The 16,915-nt window shown below is 53.5% G+C and carries 17 protein-coding genes; 12 read left to right on the top strand and 5 right to left on the bottom strand.

The features are described from left to right. The first annotated feature begins 10 nt into the window (after positions 1-10). From IPG22_00275 to IPG22_00285, 3 genes are read left to right on the top strand one after another with little or no spacing between them, the layout of a single operon-like run. Entirely contained in the window at positions 11-667 is a 657-nt protein-coding gene (locus tag IPG22_00275) for a hypothetical protein (protein MBK6586744.1), read from the top strand. A 33-nt stretch (positions 668-700) separates the two neighbouring features. Next, on the top strand, positions 701-1,102 hold the full coding sequence (locus IPG22_00280; protein ID MBK6586745.1) for a hypothetical protein: 402 nt from the start codon (positions 701-703) through the stop codon (positions 1,100-1,102). Positions 1,103-1,105: 3 nt separating this feature from the next. Then, positions 1,106-1,699 (top strand): energy transducer TonB, encoded by a 594-nt coding sequence (locus tag IPG22_00285; protein MBK6586746.1) that lies wholly within the window; start codon positions 1,106-1,108, stop codon positions 1,697-1,699. A 57-nt stretch (positions 1,700-1,756) separates the two neighbouring features. Here the strand turns inward: IPG22_00285 and IPG22_00290 are convergent, their stop codons facing one another. Then, on the bottom strand, positions 1,757-3,955 hold the full coding sequence (locus IPG22_00290; protein MBK6586747.1) for a Vps62-related protein: 2,199 nt from the start codon (positions 3,953-3,955) through the stop codon (positions 1,757-1,759). 313 nt (positions 3,956-4,268) lie between these two features. Here IPG22_00290 and IPG22_00295 point away from each other — a divergent pair, with 313 nt between their 5' ends. After that, positions 4,269-4,832: a sigma-70 family RNA polymerase sigma factor gene (locus IPG22_00295; GenBank protein MBK6586748.1), complete on the top strand. Its 564-nt coding sequence runs from the start codon at positions 4,269-4,271 to the stop codon at positions 4,830-4,832. Positions 4,833-4,839: 7 nt separating this feature from the next. After that, a complete protein-coding gene (locus IPG22_00300; GenBank protein ID MBK6586749.1) occupies positions 4,840-7,476 on the top strand; it encodes a protein kinase in 2,637 nt (878 codons plus the stop codon). A gap of 11 nt (positions 7,477-7,487) precedes the next feature. Here IPG22_00300 and IPG22_00305 read toward each other — a convergent pair whose 3' ends face one another. Together IPG22_00305 and IPG22_00310 are read right to left on the bottom strand one after the other, a co-directional pair. Then, the gene (locus IPG22_00305) at positions 7,488-8,327 is read right to left on the bottom strand and encodes a pyrroline-5-carboxylate reductase (protein ID MBK6586750.1); all 840 of its coding nucleotides are present in this window, start codon (positions 8,325-8,327) and stop codon (positions 7,488-7,490) included. Between the two features lie 29 nt (positions 8,328-8,356). Continuing rightward, a complete protein-coding gene (locus IPG22_00310; protein ID MBK6586751.1) occupies positions 8,357-8,563 on the bottom strand; it encodes a hypothetical protein in 207 nt (68 codons plus the stop codon). A gap of 128 nt (positions 8,564-8,691) precedes the next feature. Here IPG22_00310 and IPG22_00315 point away from each other — a divergent pair, with 128 nt between their 5' ends. From IPG22_00315 to IPG22_00340, 6 genes are all read left to right on the top strand, one after another. After that, positions 8,692-9,177: a GNAT family N-acetyltransferase gene (locus tag IPG22_00315; GenBank protein MBK6586752.1), complete on the top strand. Its 486-nt coding sequence runs from the start codon at positions 8,692-8,694 to the stop codon at positions 9,175-9,177. 268 nt (positions 9,178-9,445) lie between these two features. Beyond that, entirely contained in the window at positions 9,446-9,700 is a 255-nt protein-coding gene (locus IPG22_00320; GenBank protein ID MBK6586753.1) for a hypothetical protein, read from the top strand. A 15-nt stretch (positions 9,701-9,715) separates the two neighbouring features. Next, positions 9,716-10,918: a tyrosine--tRNA ligase gene (locus IPG22_00325; GenBank protein ID MBK6586754.1), complete on the top strand. Its 1,203-nt coding sequence runs from the start codon at positions 9,716-9,718 to the stop codon at positions 10,916-10,918. 193 nt (positions 10,919-11,111) lie between these two features. Continuing rightward, on the top strand, positions 11,112-11,972 hold the full coding sequence (locus tag IPG22_00330) for a metallophosphoesterase (protein ID MBK6586755.1): 861 nt from the start codon (positions 11,112-11,114) through the stop codon (positions 11,970-11,972). Between the two features lie 76 nt (positions 11,973-12,048). Further along, positions 12,049-12,411, top strand: a complete 363-nt coding sequence (locus IPG22_00335; protein ID MBK6586756.1) for a four helix bundle protein — start codon at positions 12,049-12,051, stop codon at positions 12,409-12,411. Between the two features lie 33 nt (positions 12,412-12,444). Beyond that, on the top strand, positions 12,445-13,050 hold the full coding sequence (locus IPG22_00340; protein MBK6586757.1) for a CDP-alcohol phosphatidyltransferase family protein: 606 nt from the start codon (positions 12,445-12,447) through the stop codon (positions 13,048-13,050). On the opposite strand, the gene IPG22_00345 is transcribed toward IPG22_00340, so the two are convergent. Both IPG22_00345 and IPG22_00350 read right to left on the bottom strand, forming a co-directional pair. Next, positions 13,047-13,997: a hypothetical protein gene (locus tag IPG22_00345; GenBank protein MBK6586758.1), complete on the bottom strand. Its 951-nt coding sequence runs from the start codon at positions 13,995-13,997 to the stop codon at positions 13,047-13,049. The genes IPG22_00340 and IPG22_00345 overlap by 4 nt on opposite strands. 230 nt (positions 13,998-14,227) lie before the next feature. Then, positions 14,228-14,812, bottom strand: a complete 585-nt coding sequence (locus IPG22_00350; GenBank protein ID MBK6586759.1) for a cation transporter — start codon at positions 14,810-14,812, stop codon at positions 14,228-14,230. A 524-nt stretch (positions 14,813-15,336) separates the two neighbouring features. On the opposite strand from IPG22_00350, the gene IPG22_00355 reads away from it, so the two are divergent. After that, the gene (locus IPG22_00355) at positions 15,337-16,905 is read left to right on the top strand and encodes a carboxypeptidase regulatory-like domain-containing protein (protein ID MBK6586760.1); all 1,569 of its coding nucleotides are present in this window, start codon (positions 15,337-15,339) and stop codon (positions 16,903-16,905) included. Positions 16,906-16,915: the final 10 nt, after the last annotated feature.

The raw sequence follows: 16,915 nt of genomic DNA on the forward strand, positions 1-16,915 counted from the left end.
AGTAGAAAAAATGAATAACAAAAAGCATGTATCGCTTAGCATCGGGGTAATACTTTTAACCGTGGTGATAGGAGTTTCGCTGCCGCAGACCGGGCATAGCAACGCTGCCGCGATGGCCCCCGATAAGGATGTTCGCGTCATCAACACGCCAACCGAAGCTGTGCCTGTCAACGTGATCGGTACGCATACCGTCAACGCGACCCAGCAGGGAACCTGGAATGTCGGTTTGGTCGGTACGCCGCCAGTCAGGATCACTAATGGTGAAACGAATCCTGTCGTGATCCGCGATGCGAACTTTAACGCCCAAACGCCGTATCAGGCATCGGTCGATTTGATCATTGGGCCAGGACAAGGCGGCGAGAATGCTGATATCTCAGTTCCGCCGGGCAAGCTTTTCGTAATCGAGCATGTTTCTGCTTTTTCGTCCACAAATCAGACGCTAGATACGTTCGCGTTGTTGACCCACATCGCACCTGATCCCATTCTACGTACGCACTATCTGAATAACGATCGCCGCCAACTTACGACCGGTGGAATCTACACCGTCAGCGAATCGCTCAAGCTCTACGCGGACGCGCCGGGTGTCGCGGTGAGAGCAACACGTCTCGGATCGACCGATTCGGTAACGATACGCTACACCGTTTCCGGCTACCTTCTCGACAAATAGCGATCCTAGCAGCGATCTCATAGAATAAATGCCGTGGAACCGATCACCTTCGAACCCGGCGGCATTTATTCTTGGGATAACGTCAGCGACGTCCACAAGGTCCGCAACGGCATCTATCAGCGAAATGGCCGGCTGATCTCGCTGCTTACCGATTTTGGCCGGATCAATCCGTGCTATCCGGATTTCCACGGGGATACTACGGATGTGATCCATTACACGGGCTACGGCCGCCGCGGCAACCAAAAGCTGGAAGCGTCGAACCGCGCGTTACTTGACGCGATCGAAAGCAAGGCCACCGTTCCTCTCTTCAACAAACTCGCGCCCGGCCGTTGGGAATATCTTGGCCGTTGGCAAGTCACTGACGGCGTTTACATTCTTGACGAAAATGCGGGTAGAATGGTGTGGAAATTTACTCTAAATAGAGCTGACGATTGAGTTATGAATCCAAATCTTCGGAAGATCTTGTTGGGCTTTACCCTCGTGATGTCATGCGCATTGTTTGCCGGCAAAGCTTCGGCACAGATGGCTGCTATCGCAGCGGTCGACGAACCTGAACCCGCCGCCGAGGCGAGCGGTTCGGCCGGGAGATCTGCCGGCAAACAGGCGACCCAAAACACCAAACCAAAGAGCGGCGGCAATGCTCAAAAAGCCGCTTCGACAGCAAAGAAGCCGAAGTCCTCGACAATTTCGAAATCAAATCCGTCACCTCCGCCGCCACCTGCGGTTTTCAAGGGGCCAGTACTCGGCGACAAATATACTTTCCTTAATTTCGAGGTCGCCTCGGCCGAAAAGCCGTATTACACACGAGCCGCAAAAGCCAGCGGTGCAAAAGGCCTCGTTCAGGTCGAGGTTTTGGTCAACACCGACGGCTCCGTGATCTCGGCAAAACCACGCACCGGCAGCAAAGAGCTCTGGCCCGAAGCCGAACGAGCCGCACTCGCCACAAAATTCAACCGCCCAACCGCCGACGGCCGCCCAGCGCGAGCGACCGGCTTTCTCGTCTACAGATTCGGGCCCGCTGAAGATGAATAGACTACACTGCGGCCGACCGCTGTCACAAAAACCACGCGCCTCACAGCGAGCAGAGATCTAGATGATCAATTTCGCAAGTTGTTTAGCAAAGTCCTTTGCGGCATTCTCGTCGGGCGTGGAACTGAAAACACCAAAACTTCGGTCCTTCTTTATCCGGAACAGAATACGGATGTTCTCGGGCCGGTTGCCGATCGCCGGAACTACGGTAAAGACGATAAGCTCTCCCCGCAGATTCGCATTCGACTGGTCATTTGCCGTGACCTGGCCGGTGATCCGGTCTGTCAGTTCGAATCCGATCAAAAAGTCCGCACTTTGCTCGCTAGCCGCGGGCTGCAGCTGAGGAATTTCCTTCGTCAGTGTGGCTGAGATCTTGCTCTTTATCGAAAAATCATTGCTAACGACAAAGAACGTCCGAGCCCGTGCGATCTCATTGATGCTTCCGGGCTGAGCGGCGGCTATAACCTGTTGAAACCCGGTTAATGGAGCCTGCGACCTAGGGATCGTTGGCGGCACGGCCGCGGTAGTGCCGCCACCACAATCGCGAGCGTTGATGAAGAAATTTCCGATCTTCTGGTTGAACCTATCGGCAACGTCAATATCAAACGTCACATTATTCCTCTGCTCGGGGGATCCGCAGTATCCCTGCAACATCGCTGGTTTTAGGGTCTGTTCAACCTGGCCGATAGAAACATTTTGTTTCGCGAGATTTGGCGTTCTGGCACGGATCACGAGCGACTCGCTGTTACCAATTTGTTGGCATCCCGATCGACAAATGGAAAACGCATCAAATAGCTGTATATCCCCGACTGTAAGTGGCAGTTTTGCCCGGTTCTCGGCAGCTAACTGATTTAGGAATCGAGCATTTTGCGAAACCGACGGGGCCATCGGAACGGATAGCTGATCGATCTTAAGTCGAGCGAGCGATGAGAACTGGCCATTCGGGAAACTCTGCAGATAGCTTTGAAAGTCCGAAACGCGCTGACTATTCTTTACCGCGTCCCAGAATTGCTGATCGGCTCCGTTGCCCGCGTTCATAGGAGGCTGAAAAGTTCCTCCGCTCTGACTTAACTGATCGATCTTCAGACGGGCGACTGCGACGAACTGCCCGTTTGGAAAGTTGTTGAGATAGCTTTGGTAATCCGAAACGCGCTGGCTGTTTTTGACGGCATCCCAGAATATCTGATCCTGGCTGATGGCTGACGGCGCCGTGACCGGCATTGTACTTTGGTTCAGCTGATCAATCTTTAACCGAGCCAGCGGTACGAACTGTCCGTTGGGGAAGTTCTGTAGATAACTTTGATAGTCCTGGACGCGCTGGCTGGCCTTGATCGCGTCCCAAAATTGTTGATCCGGGGAGCTGCCCGTCGATGCGATAGGCGGCTGGAATGTCGGTGCCGATGGTGCGAGTTGGTCGATCTTTAACCGGGCCAATGCGGTGAACTGTCCATTTGGAAAATTCTGCAAATACGCCTGATAATCCTGAACTCGCTGACTTGTCTTGATCGCGTCCCAGAACTGTTGGTCCGCCGATCCGCCTGACGGATCGACCGGTAAAGGAGATCCTGCTATGGTCGGCTTCGGTACCCTTATCGCCCAAAGTCCGCCCACGCTGGCGGGTTGAGGACGATTATGAGATGCATCTCCAAAGAACAGGCCGCGGCTAAAATAGCTGAAGCTGGCGTCCGCTGCCGGTGAAACGACATTCCACGCTGCGAAATCACGAGCCGCTCCCGAGCCGGTGTCGTTCCATATCTCGCTGCCGGGATTTGCGGCTCCGAGAAAGCTTTGTTGAACGCAGACTACCTCATCCAGCGCCGGTTTTACACGGCTGCCGCTGGCGACGTCTCCCATCGAGCTGAATCCGCTCGGGCACACCGGCCGCCACACCGACGCATCCTGGGCAGATCCGGAACCAGAGTCATCCCAAACTAAAATGTAGTCGACCGGCCGTGCGAGAGGAGCGCCGCTTCGCGCACGCACGACCATCGTCGCTTCGGTCGGGTTTCCATAACCCCGTTTCACATGGTGTCCGACACGGAACCAGCCGCTGGCCGGTTCGGGGCGCCAAAACGAAACGTCGGCAGCGGCTCCGCTGCCCTTGTCCGTCCAAACGAGGCTGTAACTGCGAGTAAAATCAATATCAAGTCCCGCCGATTGCACCGATTGAGCGTTGGCGATCGTCGATGATGTGATCGCTGAGATCCAAATAACGAATATCGGCAACGAAACCATGATTGACCGTCTACACTTTTTCATTTTTTATCCTCTCAAGCATTCGTGGCAAAACGAATTGTTCGACCACATTTTTTCTGAATGATCTTTCCCAAAAATGACGGGATCCGGATTCTCAAAAAATAGGCTTCCGAGCATCTTTATTCCCTTCGATAAATTATTGGGACTCTATCCAAATAAACGAGAGGCGCAAGAAAAAAGAGACATTTCAGCAGAAGATCTCTTCAATATTATGGATCAGGTGCATCGGCATTCTTCGTTAACTGGAAACGCAAACCGAGTGCGTATTTGTCTATTGGGAAAATAGTCTATAATGAACATTTCCAGACACCGGCAAATGAGCGAACGATCACCGAATGAGATCACCCAACTCTTGCGCGAATGGAGCTTGGGCGACGAGCTGGCACTCGAGAACCTGATGCCGCTCGTCTATGCCGAATTGCATCTCATGGCCCGGCGGTATATGCAGAGCCAGCCGAGCGGGCATACCTTACAGCCGACAGCTCTGATCCATGAAATGTACGTCAAACTCGCCGGTCAGGAGGAGCAAAACTGGCAGAACCGAGCCCATTTTTTCGGGGTGGCGTCGAAGGCAATGCGTCACATATTGGTTGACCACGCGCGAAATCGCAGTTCGAGGAAACGATCCGGCGGACAGCGAGTGGATCTTAACGAAGAAATGATCATTTCCGACGAGCGCTCGGATGGGCTTGTCGAGCTTGATGAAGCTCTGACGAGGCTTTCCCTGATCGACGAACGGAAGGGCCGAGTGGTCGAAATGAAATACTTTGGCGGCCTAAGCAACGAAGAAATGGCCCAGGTCTTGAAAGTGACCACTAAAACCGTCATCCGCGATTGGCAATTCGCGAGAACCTGGCTTTTGCGGGAACTATCGAACTAAACACTCAATGGAACCCGAACGACTCGCTCAGGTTGAAGATATCTATCACGCGGTGCTCGAGGTGCCCGCCGATGAATGGCCGTCGTTTCTCTCGAGCTCATGCGGCGGCGACCTCGAACTTCGCCTTGAAGTTGAATCCCTGCTTTCGTTTGCAAATAAACCACTCAGCCTGATCGACGATCCGCCGACCGACGTCGCCGCTGACCTAGTTAGGGAACAACTGCGACGAAACCTGGTCGGCAAGAGGGTCAAGCACTACAAGATACTGTCGCAGCTCGGTGCGGGCGGAATGGGTGATGTTTTTCTCGCATTGGATACGGCTCTTGAGCGCAAAGTTGCCATCAAGATCCTTACTGCTCAATTTGATCACGATGCTGACGGACTTCGGCGTTTTATTCGCGAAGCTAAAGCTGCCTCCGCACTCAATCATCCAAATATCATCACTGTCCACGAGGTAAGCAAGACAAGAAATACCCCGTTCATTGCCACCGAGTTCATCGACGGCATCACGCTTCGAAAGGCAATGGATGATGGCGAAATGACATTTGAGAAGCGTCTGGATCTGGTTTCCCAGGTCGCGTCGGCTCTCGTTGCAGCGCATTCGGCGGGTATTTTTCACCGCGACATAAAGCCCGAGAACATAATGCTCCGCACGGATGGGTTGGTAAAGGTTCTCGACTTTGGCCTGGCAAAGATAGCGGGAGTGCCGTTAATCGCGTCAGACAATATTACGCACGCTGCTCCAACCGATCCGCTCCTGTCGGCAGCGGGACTAGTGATGGGAACCCTGGCATATATGTCGCCCGAACAGGCGGCAGGCGAACCGGTCGACGCCCGAAGCGATATCTGGAGTCTCGGCGTGGTGATGTTTGAGTTTTTTTACGAACGTAAGCCGTTCAAAGGCAATACGGCCGGTGAAATGCTCGCGTCGATGCAGGAAAAAGATCAGGAAACTTTCATTGGAACCCTGCCGGGTGGGTTGGAAAAAGTTATTTGCAGGGCGATGAGGAGAGATCCTGATGAACGCTATCAGGACGCTGCCGACATGCTCTCCGGTATCAAGGCGGTGAGAAAAATCTGGCCGGATGATAATTCCATTGGCAGCACCCGAAAAATCGACACCGCCGGAAAAGATGATACTGAAGGTCGTGCAGTTAGATCTTCTGCCGCAAGATGGTCTGGCCCAAGGGCTATTATGATCGGGATCCTGTTTCTGGCGGCAGCGATCGCCTCAGTCACCGCATATTTTTATAATGGGAAAGATCCTGTACCGGTAAATACGGTCGCGGTCTTGCCATTTGATAACGCAACGGGCGATCTGGAATCGGAATATTTGTCCGACGCCCTTGCCGACTCACTGATTGACGAGCTCTCGAAACTGTCCGGCGTTAAGGTCATTGCCCGGGGCTCGTCATTTAGATTCAAAGGAACGGAGTTCGATTATCAAAAGATCGGTCGGGAGTTAAGCGTACGGGCTCTCCTGAACGGCCGCGTGACGAAACAGGACGACAAGCTGAATGTGAGAGCGGAACTCATTGATGTGACCGATAATTCGCAGATCTGGGGAGGGCAATTCGACGGCAGGCCGGCAGATCTAATAAAGATCCAGGGTGAGATCCTACGTCAGATCGCCGCTAAACTTAATTTGGGGCTTACGGGAAGCGAGCAGCGGCGATTGGCCGAGCGCGATCAAGCAGATCCAAGGGCTTACGAACTGCTGCAAAAAGGTCATTTCTATCGTGCAAAAAGCGGAGCGGAAAACTCGAAGAAAGCTATTGAGTTGTTTCTGCAGGCTCTTGTGATCGACAGCAATTATGGATCGGCGTATGCTTCGCTGGCAGGGTCGTATCTTTATCTTGGCCAAAATGGGTTTCAGGACCCGATCGAAATGACCCAGAAGGCTAGGGCAGCTGCGGAGAGAGCCATCGAATTAGATGACAACCTAGCCGAGGCTCACCTCGCAATGGCTGGAGTTTGCCGTTTGGATTGGGATTGGGTTGGGGCGGAACGCGAATACAAAAGAGCGATCGAGCTAAACCCGAATCTTGCGGCGGTCCACTTTGGCTACTCATTCTTCCTCACTACGCAGGCCCGGCATGATGAGGCCGCGGCCGAGATGAGGCTTGGCCGCGAGCTTGATCCATTAAAGTCTACGATCAACTCGGATATTGCTTATGGGTTCTACTTTGCCCGCCAATACGACCGGGCACTGGAGCAGTACAATATAAGCATCGAACTGGATCCGGCTAGCGGCGGCGGCCATTACGGCAGGGCATTGACATATTCAGCTCAAGGGCGCATTAAAGAAGCTATCTCCGGTTACCGGGACATGCTGAGGATTGGCGGGGATCACGCGGGCGTCCGTTGTTATCTTGGCTCTGCCCTTGCCCGGGATGGACAGCTTGGTGAAGCGAAAGCCATTCTTCGCGGGCTTGAAAACAATACGGCATATGTGTCGCCGCTTGAGCTTGCGATCTTGTATGTAGGTCTCGGCGAACGCAATAAAGCACTTGCTGCCCTTGAGCGGGCTTACGATGAGCATGATTCGCAGATCCAGTACTTGCTGGTCGAACCGAATTTCGACAGCCTCCGCTCCGAACCGCGCTTTACCGCCCTGCTCAGTAAGGTCTCACTTCCGGTCTAATATCGCCAGGCCTACTTCTTTCCAAGATCGACCGCCCGTTTATAAGCCGCATAAACCGCCTTCGATAGTACCGTCCGGAGCGAGCCTTTTTCCATTTGGTAGATGGCTTCGGCTGAGGTGCCGCCGGGGGAGGTGACCATGTTGCGGAGTTCGGCGGGGTGTTTGTGGGATTCCATGGCAAATTTAACGGAGCCGAGCATCGTTTCCTGGACGAGTTCCTTGGCCATGTCGCGTGAGAATCCGAGGTGGACGCCCGCGTCGGTGAGGGCTTCCATGACCATGAAAATGTAGGTCGGGCCGGTGGCGGAGAGCGAGGTCGCCATGTCGATCATGTTCTCGGTCTCGACAAAAAGCTCTTTTCCGAGGGCCGAAAGCATCTCGGACACGTGGCTGCGCTCGGTCTCATCGACCGCACTGGTGCAGGTCCAGGCCGTAATCCCAGCACCGATCTGCGAAGGCGTGTTTGGCATTGCGCGGACGATCTTGGCAGTGCCGAGTTCGTCGGCAAGATGCTCGATCCGGGCTCCGGCGACGATCGAGAGGACGAGCTGGTCGAGATGCAGCACGCCGGTCAGGTCGCTCAGCACGCTTGCGAGCCGCTGCGGCTTGACGCAAATCACAACGGCCGAATTCTCTTTGCCGATGACCATTTTCGCGGCTTCGGCATTGCTCTCAAAAACTGCGATCCCGTGTTTTCCCGCCAGCTCTTTCCGGCGGCTCTCACGCGGGTGACTCGCCGCGATATTCTTGGGATCGACGAGGTCTTTTCGCAAGAGCCCCGCGAGCATCGATTCGCCCATCACACCACAGCCGATAAATGCTAAATGCAGATTCTTCAGATCGTTCGCCATAAGTATTCAAATTCCTTGCTCCGACCGGATCAGTTTGATTTACGATTGCCGAGAAAGAGCATTATGACAAAGTCCACGGCAACCACGAAAATCACGATAGCACCGGCCAATATCATTTCTAATCTCGCGAGTATCAGCCCTAGGCCGACCACCACGATGCCGCCAAGCGCGGCAACCGGACCATGTTTCTGTAAAGTGTCGTGAATGAACTCCAATTCGATAAATATATTTCGCATATTGGATCTTTCCGAGAACCGCTCTTGTTATATAGACGACTCTTTGCGAACTTTGAGCCTTTGCGTAAAATAACAGGAACATTTTATGAGTTTTACGCAAACTAGCTTAGAACGCAAAGGCAGCAAAAATGATCGAGATCCGCAAAGCCGAGACCCACGACAAACCTGCGATATGGCAAATAATCAAAGCGGTGATCGCTGGCGGAGATACATACGTCTTCGCGCCTGACTCGCCTGAAGACGAGATGATGGCGTACTGGTTCACCCCGGACAAACACAATTATGTCGCAGTCGAAGGCGAGGAAGTGCTTGGCATTTATTGGCTCAGAGCAAACAATCCCGGCCTTGGTGCCCACGTTGGAAACGGTGCATACATGGTCTCGCCAGATGCGAAGGGTAAAGGGATCGGCAAACAAATGGCCGAACACTCGATTAAAGAGGCCCGCCGACTCGGATTCACCGCGATACAATTCAATTTCGTCGTAAAAAGCAACACCGTCGCCGTAAATCTATGGAAGAGCGTCGGCTTCGAGATCATCGGCGAGATCCCGGATGCCATCAACCACTCAAAAAACGGCCTGACGAATGCATATATAATGTATCGAAGGTTATGACTGCAGAATCATTTATTCGGACGATTTCTGTATTTTTGCAGCTAAAACTGATATTTTTGTGAGATATGGACACGATGACAGTTAAAGAGATAGAAAATGCAGTCGAGAAATTGCCGCATAGTGACTTGGTTGAATTTGAAGTTTGGTTCGAGGAGCATCGGTCTCGGTTATGGGACGATCAGATCGAGAGTGATTCACAGGCGGGGAGATTTGAATCTCTAATCAGTCAAGCAAGAGCCGAGAGCGATGCAGGACGGACACGTCCCTTGTGAAACATCGAACTACGCCGCAATTTTGGAAGCTCTATGAAAAACTGCCAACCCACATTCAGAAGCTGGCGGATAAGAATTTTTTGCTACTCAAAACAGATCCGCACCATCCATCCTTAAATTTCAAAAAGATTGATGACATGTGGTCAGCCCGCGTCGGAGTTCACTATCGGGCTCTGGCGGTTGAATATAATGGAGCTACCTTGTGGTTTTGGATTGGGTCACATGCGGATTACGACAAGCTGATGCCATAAGGCACATAATTTTTCATGATCATTGACGAACAAATAGAATTCCTAAAAAAAGGCACCGTTGACGTTATTCGCGAGGAAGACCTCCGCAAAAAGCTCGAGCGTGCCGAGAAGACCGGAAAGCCGCTTCGGGTAAAGCTTGGGCTTGACCCGACCGCGCCGGATATCCACGTCGGACACACGGTTGTCATTCGCAAATTGAAGGCGTTTCAGGACCTGGGGCATACGGTTATCTTTTTGATCGGTGATTTTACGGGGATGATCGGCGACCCTTCGGGCAAGAACGTCACGCGACCGCCGCTTTCGCGGGAAGAAATAAATGTGAACGCCGAAACCTACAAACGGCAGATGTTCAAACTGCTCGATCCGGAGAAGACGGAACTGCGGTTTAACGGCGAGTGGATGGATAAATTTAACGCGGCTGATTTCATTAAGCTCTGCGCCAAAACCACCGTCAAACAGATCCTCGAACGCGACGATTTTACCAAGCGGATGAACGAGGAAAAGCCCATCTCGCTTCACGAACTGCTGTATCCGCTGGTCCAGGGTTACGATAGCGTTGCTCTGAATGCGGATGTCGAACTAGGCGGAACCGATCAGAAATTCAACCTCCTGATGGGGCGCAACCTGCAGCGTGAATACGCTCAGGAACCGCAGGTCATCATTACCACGCCGCTGCTCGAAGGCCTCGATGGCGTCAACAAAATGTCAAAATCGCTCGGCAACTACATCGGCATCGACGAACCCGCGGGCGAGATGTTTGGCAAGGTAATGTCGATCACCGACGACCTGATGTGGCGATATTTCGAGCTGCTGACGGATCTGTCGCCGTCTGAAATTTCGAATCTGAGATCTGAAATCGCGGAAGGTAAAAATCCTCGTGACGTTAAAGTGAATCTCGCTAAGTTGATCATAGCTGATTTTCATTCTCAAGCAGCGGCTGACGCGGCTGAGGAAGAATTCGTCAAACGTTTTGTTCAAAAAGAAGTTCCCGACGAGATCGAGGAAAAGACCGTAGCTGCCGGAACATACGCCCTCGCGGCACTCATCGCCGATACCGGCCTCGCCGCGTCAAAAGGCGAAGCCCGACGCCTGATCGAACAGGGCGGCGTCAAGGTCAACGGCGAAAAAGCGTCCGCAGCGAACGCCGAGATAGCTATTGATGCCGATGGAGTTTTACTTCAAGTTGGGAAGCGGAAGTTTTTAAAAGTGATCGCGTAGCGGACTGGAGCGGCAATCATCCCTGCTTGCCAGCGGTCGAAGGCCGCTTATGCTCTGAGTTTTAAGTCGATTGGAGTAATGTTCGAGGGCCTAACACGGCGGAAGCCGCCGTGTGGCAAGCAGGGATGCTTGCCGCTCCAGTCGAAAACCGTTGTATTCTCCTGCCCGAGGGGCTATACTCAGTAATCCAACGATGAGAGAAACTGCAACAAAGCGGGTAAAGCTGTCTGAACGGATCAGTGCGTACGTTGCATCTGAGGAGCCGATACGGAAGCTTGCTGGGAACTGGTCGAAGACCGCGCGAACCGCCCTTAATGAGGCGAACAGCCTTTCGCTCGAGCGGGTTGAAATTCGTCTGAAGCGTCTGCCGAAACAGCTCGACGGGTTTAAGATCATTCATCTCTCTGACATTCACCACAGTCCTTTTACCGGCATCGAGCACATCCGGCGCGTTGTAAAGGTCGCTAATCGGCTCCGGCCTGACATTTTTCTCCTGACGGGCGATTATGTCTCGCACGAGCGTGAATATATCGCTCCGGTGGCGGCTGAGCTCGCTAAACTAAAGGCAAAATTTGGCGTTCACGCGTGTCTTGGCAACCACGATCACTGGACCGACGCCGACCTCGTCACGCATCTTTTCCGGGGCGAAGGCATTAATATGCTGGTCAATGAAGGTTTCCGGTTCGAGGCTCGCGGGGCATCGTTCTGGCTGGCTGGGGTTGACGATTACATGGTCGGCAGAACCGACGTTCCGGCGGCGCTCAAAGGTTCGTTCCCTGACGAAATGAAACTCCTGCTTGCGCACAATCCGATCATCTTTCGCGAAGCCGCCCGTTACGGCGTCGATCTCACGCTCAGCGGCCACACGCATGGCGGCCAGATCAAATTTCGCGATGACCAAAAACGCCTTTTGCGTCCGCGCAAGCTGCGAGCCGGCCTTTACGAACGCCGACGCTCGCAGGTTTACGTCACACGCGGCATCGGCACCGTTGTCGTTCCAATGCGATACCAATGCCCGCCCGAGATCTCGTTATTGGAGCTGAAATGCTTTTAAGTGCGGAGTGCGGAGTGCGGAATGCGGAGTGCGGAATTTGTTTTGGGTTAAATGAAGGACTTACTGACGATTTGGTATGGATAAAAATGACAATTTAAAGGACAGGACAAAAAAGTTTGCTTTGCGTGTAATCAAACTTGTGGAGAGTCTACCCAAAACTGTTACGGGGAAGACAATTGGGAATCAGCTCATACGTTCGGGAACATCCGTCGCTGCAAATTATCGGGCAGCTTGCAGGGCTCGATCAACGGCGGAGTTCATCTCAAAGCTTGGAATTGTCGAAGAAGAAACCGATGAATCAGCTTTTTGGATTGAAATGTTAGTTGACTCAGAAACTCTCAAGGCCGAATTGGTCGCGAATCTGCTCGACGAGGCCAACCAACTGACTGCAATATGGGTTTCTTCAATAAATACTGCCCGAGGTAAAAAGCGATCTTGATTCCGAACTCCGCACTCCGCATTCCGCAATAAAATGGCCTCGAATATTTCCACACAAGTCCTTACTGTTGCGAACATGCTGACCTTTCTGCGGATCGGCCTGATTCCCGTGTTTGCGATCCTACTCGTTTATCATCGCGAAGGCTGGGCGCTTATCGTTTTCACGATCGCCGGCGTTTCTGACGGCATCGATGGCTTTATCGCGCGGCGGATGAAGCAGGAATCGGAGCTCGGGACGATCATTGATCCCATCGCCGACAAACTGCTGATGACGACCGCTTTTGTGATGCTGACGCTATCGAGCGTGGTCGGCAACGAGCGGCATTTGCCAATACCGTTTTGGGTCACGGCGTGCGTCATCGGGCGCGATATCGGCATCATTACCATCGCCGGCACGATAAATGTCATGACCGGCTTTCGCGGATTCAAACCCTCGTGGCTCGGCAAGGCGAGTACCTTTGTTCAGGTACTCGGCGTCATCCTGATCATGATCGCCGCGGTGTTTCCACAGCTTCGCGGCTTTTATCTGCCGACGGTTTACACGACCGTTGCCTTTTTCGCGGTTGTTTCCGGCATTCACTACATCTTCCAGGTCGCTCGACTGAGGCGCGAAGAGGAAGCCGCCAAGGCCGCCGACTAGAATTTCGCTGGATCCGGCATCGGCGACAGCACCGCGAACTTGATAAACTCCGGCAGCCCTTCCTCGGTCTTCTTAGAGAATTTGTAAACCTGCGTGAGACGCTCTTTCCATTGAGCGGCGTTCGGGTTCTTCTCGGCTTCACCTTTCTTGAATGCTCGTGCGTACGCATCCATCATCAATTCGATGGCTTTAGTTATGCGGTCGTTAGCCGTTTTGAAGTCCGCATCGTTGATCGTTTTGGCGGCAACTTTGGCCTTCAGATCGGTCGAGAGTTTGGCGTAAACGTCTTCGTAATACGAGGCGATCAGATAGTACGGCAGCGAGCTTTCCTTGACCGGGGCGTTGAAAGTCGTGGCTTTGTAGATGTTTGCCGCCGCCTCTTTGTAGTCAGTGTCGATCACAATGTAGCCCGGAATGTAGTACATCCACGCGAGGGCCTCGTCCTTGTCCTTATATGGGGCAAAGGTCTTCGGCGTCGTGCCCGATTCGATCGCCTGAGCCGCACTTTTCGCGAAGCTGATCGTCTCATTTGCGTAGGTCTTGTTGCGGGTCGTTCCCAAGGAGTTGTAACCAGCGTGCGCCAGATTGATCATAACGCTGACATCGTCGGGGTGCTCCGCCAGAATATCTTTGCCCAGTGCAAAGGCATCGGCGGGCTTGTTTCCGTCCACTGCGGCGAAGAACGAATTCTCGCGATAACCCTCAACGAAAGCCTTGACCTGATTGACAGCCTTGTCTTTCCCGTCCTTATTGTCCTTCCCAAAGCGGGCGACAAAATCCTTCCCCAGCGGATACGCCTTCGCCATATCTTCGGGATTTTTGGTGGCAACCAGGGCGGCGATCTCCTTGAGTGCCTCGTCCTTCGACTTCGGTTTTTGGGCAGTGCCAACAGCGGTAAATAAGGCCGCGAACAGGAAAAGCAACGCAAAATTAGTACGGAATCTCATCGAATATTAAATCGTCTCCAGTTTTGTTCTGACAGCTTGGATTTTATCAAACACAGGTTCGTTTTTACTAAGCAAGCGAGCCAAACAGCTGGTGCGAAAAAACGCAGATAAGCGGATAAGGACCGCTCGGACGGCGGAATAATATGCCATAGCTTCGACCAGCGGATCTACCTGGTCCGGATGCAGGTCGTTCCCGCTCTTCGCGGCGAGAAAGACATTACTGCGACACGCTATCCGCAATGACAGTTGTCACAAGTTTCGCCCCGAAGTGCGTCAACGCCTTCTTTCGAGATTATCGGAACCATTATTAAAGCCGCGACCGGATCGGCCCACCACCAACCGAAGATCGCGTTGAGAAGCAGGCCGCCGAGCAAGATAGCCGAAAGATACGTGCAAAGATCGGTCTGGCGTGAATCCGCGTGCATAGCTTTGCTGTTCAGACTGGCGGCCACTTTTCGTTTCGCTCGCGCAAGCCAGGGCATGACAACCAGCGAGAGAGCGGCGATGCCGATTCCGGCATAGCTGGCTTCTGGAAGTTCGCGATAAGCCAGCGATTTCAAGGCATCGAAGCCAACGTAGGTCGCAAGGGCAAGAAAACTGATGCCCACGAGCCGCAGAGCTAGCTTTTCTCTGCGGTCACCCGCGACCAACCGCCAAAGGATTATCGCGCCCGACGAAACCTCTATGACCGAGTCAACGCCAAAGCCGACCAAGGCTATACTTCCAGCGAGGATTCCCGCTCCGACCGCAAGAATACCTTCAAGGGAATTCCAAATGATCGTCAGATACGCGAGGCGACGCCCGCGACTAATCATCTGACCGTTCCGGCGGTCGATTTCAAATGCCGTATCCATGGATTTAGTTTACCACTCTGTAGCGTATCGGAGTGGATACTGAGCGATTGCACCTCGTTCTTCGAATTCGGTTTCTGGGCACTGCCACTAGCGGTAACACGACTGCAACAGGAAAAGCAGCGCAAAATTAGTATGGAATCTCATCGAATATTAAATCGTCTCCATTTTTGATCTGACCGCTTGGATAGAGAGCCAAACAGCACATCCCTACAAAGCTAACTCGCCTCGTGTTAAAAATTGTTTACTGTGAACAAATACGCACTGCTGCGAAAAAATATCCGCGCATCTCCGCCCTGTTCCTGATCGCAGAGCTACATTTTGCGGGCAAAATACCGTCGTTTCTGATGGAACGGTAATTGCCAAGTTCGAATTGACCCCGCTTTGACAACTTCACGATCTTTCCGCGTACGCATACATCGGTTGGCCTCCCGCACAACGTTTTTCGATGCCGGTCATACGCAGTGTCTAAACAAGGAGGTTCAAAAATGGTCCCGAATATTCATAAGCTAAAGCTCATCGTTCTCGCCCTATTTATTCTCGGTTCCTTGATCATAGTTTTTACCGGCGACCGCTCGGCCACGGAGGTTGAGGCTCGCTCAAACGGTTCGCCAAATGCCCGCACGGGAGCTCCGAGTGAGCAAACGTGCACCAGCTGTCACAACTCAAATAGCGGCCCCGGAACGATCCAGATATTAGCACCCGCGACCTATACGCCGGGCCAAACTATTCAGATAACGGTCACGCAAGCCACGACCGACACCACGCGGAGAGCATGGGGATTTCAGCTCACGGCGCTCGATACGGCGACAAATTCGAAGGCAGGAACGCTCACCGCCACGACCTCCTTCACAGCGGTTGCAAATTCTTCGACGCGGCAGTATATGAACCAATCCGGAACCGGCGTATTTCGAGGGCAGGCAAACGGAGCAACCTGGACATTTAACTGGACAGCCCCGGCCGCAAGCGTCGGGCCGGTCAAATTCTACGCCGCCGGACTTCAAGCTGATAATCAGGACGATGATACAGGCGATCAGATGTTCCTAACGAACCTAACTCTCTCCCCGGGAGCCGCAGCAACGCCTACACCGACACCAACACCGTTGCCACCAACACCAACGCCAACGCCGACACCGTTGCCGCCAACGCCAACGCCAACGCCGACACCGACACCGCTGCCGCCAACGCCGACGCCGACGCCAACGCCGCTGCCGCCAACTCCAACTCCAACGCCACTACCGCCGACGCCGACACCAACGCCGACACCAATGCCGACGCCGACTCCAACGCCCGCCTGTTTGCCGAACGCGAACGCGCTTCAGGATGGCGGCTTTGAGTCGACTAATGCTTTTGTAAATCCGAGTTGGACGTCCGTCTCGACAACCGGTTCAACTCTCTGCAGCGGGGCGGGGTGCGGACTCGGGGCGGTACCGCGAACCGGAGCCGGATTTATTCGTTTCGACGGCCTCAGCGATGGGTCATCTGCTTACACGGCGAGCGTCCAGCAGACCGTGGTCATTCCGGTCGGCAGTAATGCGGTGCTCAGATACTATTTGAAAGCCGGCATGCTGACTGCCCCGGCAAATTCGGCGGTTACAATTTCTCTGGGAGGCACGGTTGTCCAAACGATCAACGAGCCGGCGGTCGCGGACAATGATTATGTGCTCCGGTTCGTCGATCTGTCGGCATTCGCGGACGGAGTGCCGCGGACGCTGAGTTTTAACTACACACGTCCTGCGGGAACATCCGGAAGCGATGTGGTCATGATCGACGACGCCGCCCTCGGCATTAATTGCGGCGAAACGGCCGCATCCATTACCGGCAGGGTACTAACCCCGAACGGCCTCGGCGTGCAGAACGCAGTGGTAGTCCTGATCGACCCGAACGGCCTCCGTCGCATCGCGACCACCAGTTCGTTCGGCATTTTCACATTCGAAAATGTCCCGGCGACACAGGTCTACATGATCGGCGTCCGCTCAAAACGCTACCGCTACCCAACCCGAAGCATGCTCGTCACCGCCAACATGACGAACATCGATTTCTGGGGACTTCAGTAGTAGAAAACAA

This window comes from Acidobacteriota bacterium, from assembly GCA_016703965.1.
Classification (GTDB): domain Bacteria; phylum Acidobacteriota; class Blastocatellia; order Pyrinomonadales; family Pyrinomonadaceae; genus OLB17.

Bases quoted from the DNA above. Each gene is read 5' to 3' on its own strand.
- IPG22_00275 (MBK6586744.1), top strand. From the start codon at position 11: ATGAATAACAAAAAGCATGTATCGCTTAGCATCGGGGTAATACTTTTA.
- IPG22_00285 (MBK6586746.1), top strand. From the start codon at position 1,106: ATGAATCCAAATCTTCGGAAGATCTTGTTGGGCTTTACCCTCGTGATG.
- IPG22_00290 (MBK6586747.1), bottom strand. From the start codon at position 3,955: ATGAAAAAGTGTAGACGGTCAATCATGGTTTCGTTGCCGATATTCGTT.
- IPG22_00295 (MBK6586748.1), top strand. From the start codon at position 4,269: ATGAGCGAACGATCACCGAATGAGATCACCCAACTCTTGCGCGAATGG.
- IPG22_00300 (MBK6586749.1), top strand. From the start codon at position 4,840: ATGGAACCCGAACGACTCGCTCAGGTTGAAGATATCTATCACGCGGTG.
- IPG22_00305 (MBK6586750.1), bottom strand. From the start codon at position 8,327: ATGGCGAACGATCTGAAGAATCTGCATTTAGCATTTATCGGCTGTGGT.
- IPG22_00310 (MBK6586751.1), bottom strand. From the start codon at position 8,563: ATGCGAAATATATTTATCGAATTGGAGTTCATTCACGACACTTTACAG.
- IPG22_00315 (MBK6586752.1), top strand. From the start codon at position 8,692: ATGATCGAGATCCGCAAAGCCGAGACCCACGACAAACCTGCGATATGG.
- IPG22_00325 (MBK6586754.1), top strand. From the start codon at position 9,716: ATGATCATTGACGAACAAATAGAATTCCTAAAAAAAGGCACCGTTGAC.
- IPG22_00330 (MBK6586755.1), top strand. From the start codon at position 11,112: ATGAGAGAAACTGCAACAAAGCGGGTAAAGCTGTCTGAACGGATCAGT.
- IPG22_00335 (MBK6586756.1), top strand. From the start codon at position 12,049: ATGGATAAAAATGACAATTTAAAGGACAGGACAAAAAAGTTTGCTTTG.
- IPG22_00340 (MBK6586757.1), top strand. From the start codon at position 12,445: ATGGCCTCGAATATTTCCACACAAGTCCTTACTGTTGCGAACATGCTG.
- IPG22_00345 (MBK6586758.1), bottom strand. From the start codon at position 13,997: ATGAGATTCCGTACTAATTTTGCGTTGCTTTTCCTGTTCGCGGCCTTA.
- IPG22_00350 (MBK6586759.1), bottom strand. From the start codon at position 14,812: ATGATTAGTCGCGGGCGTCGCCTCGCGTATCTGACGATCATTTGGAAT.
- IPG22_00355 (MBK6586760.1), top strand. From the start codon at position 15,337: ATGGTCCCGAATATTCATAAGCTAAAGCTCATCGTTCTCGCCCTATTT.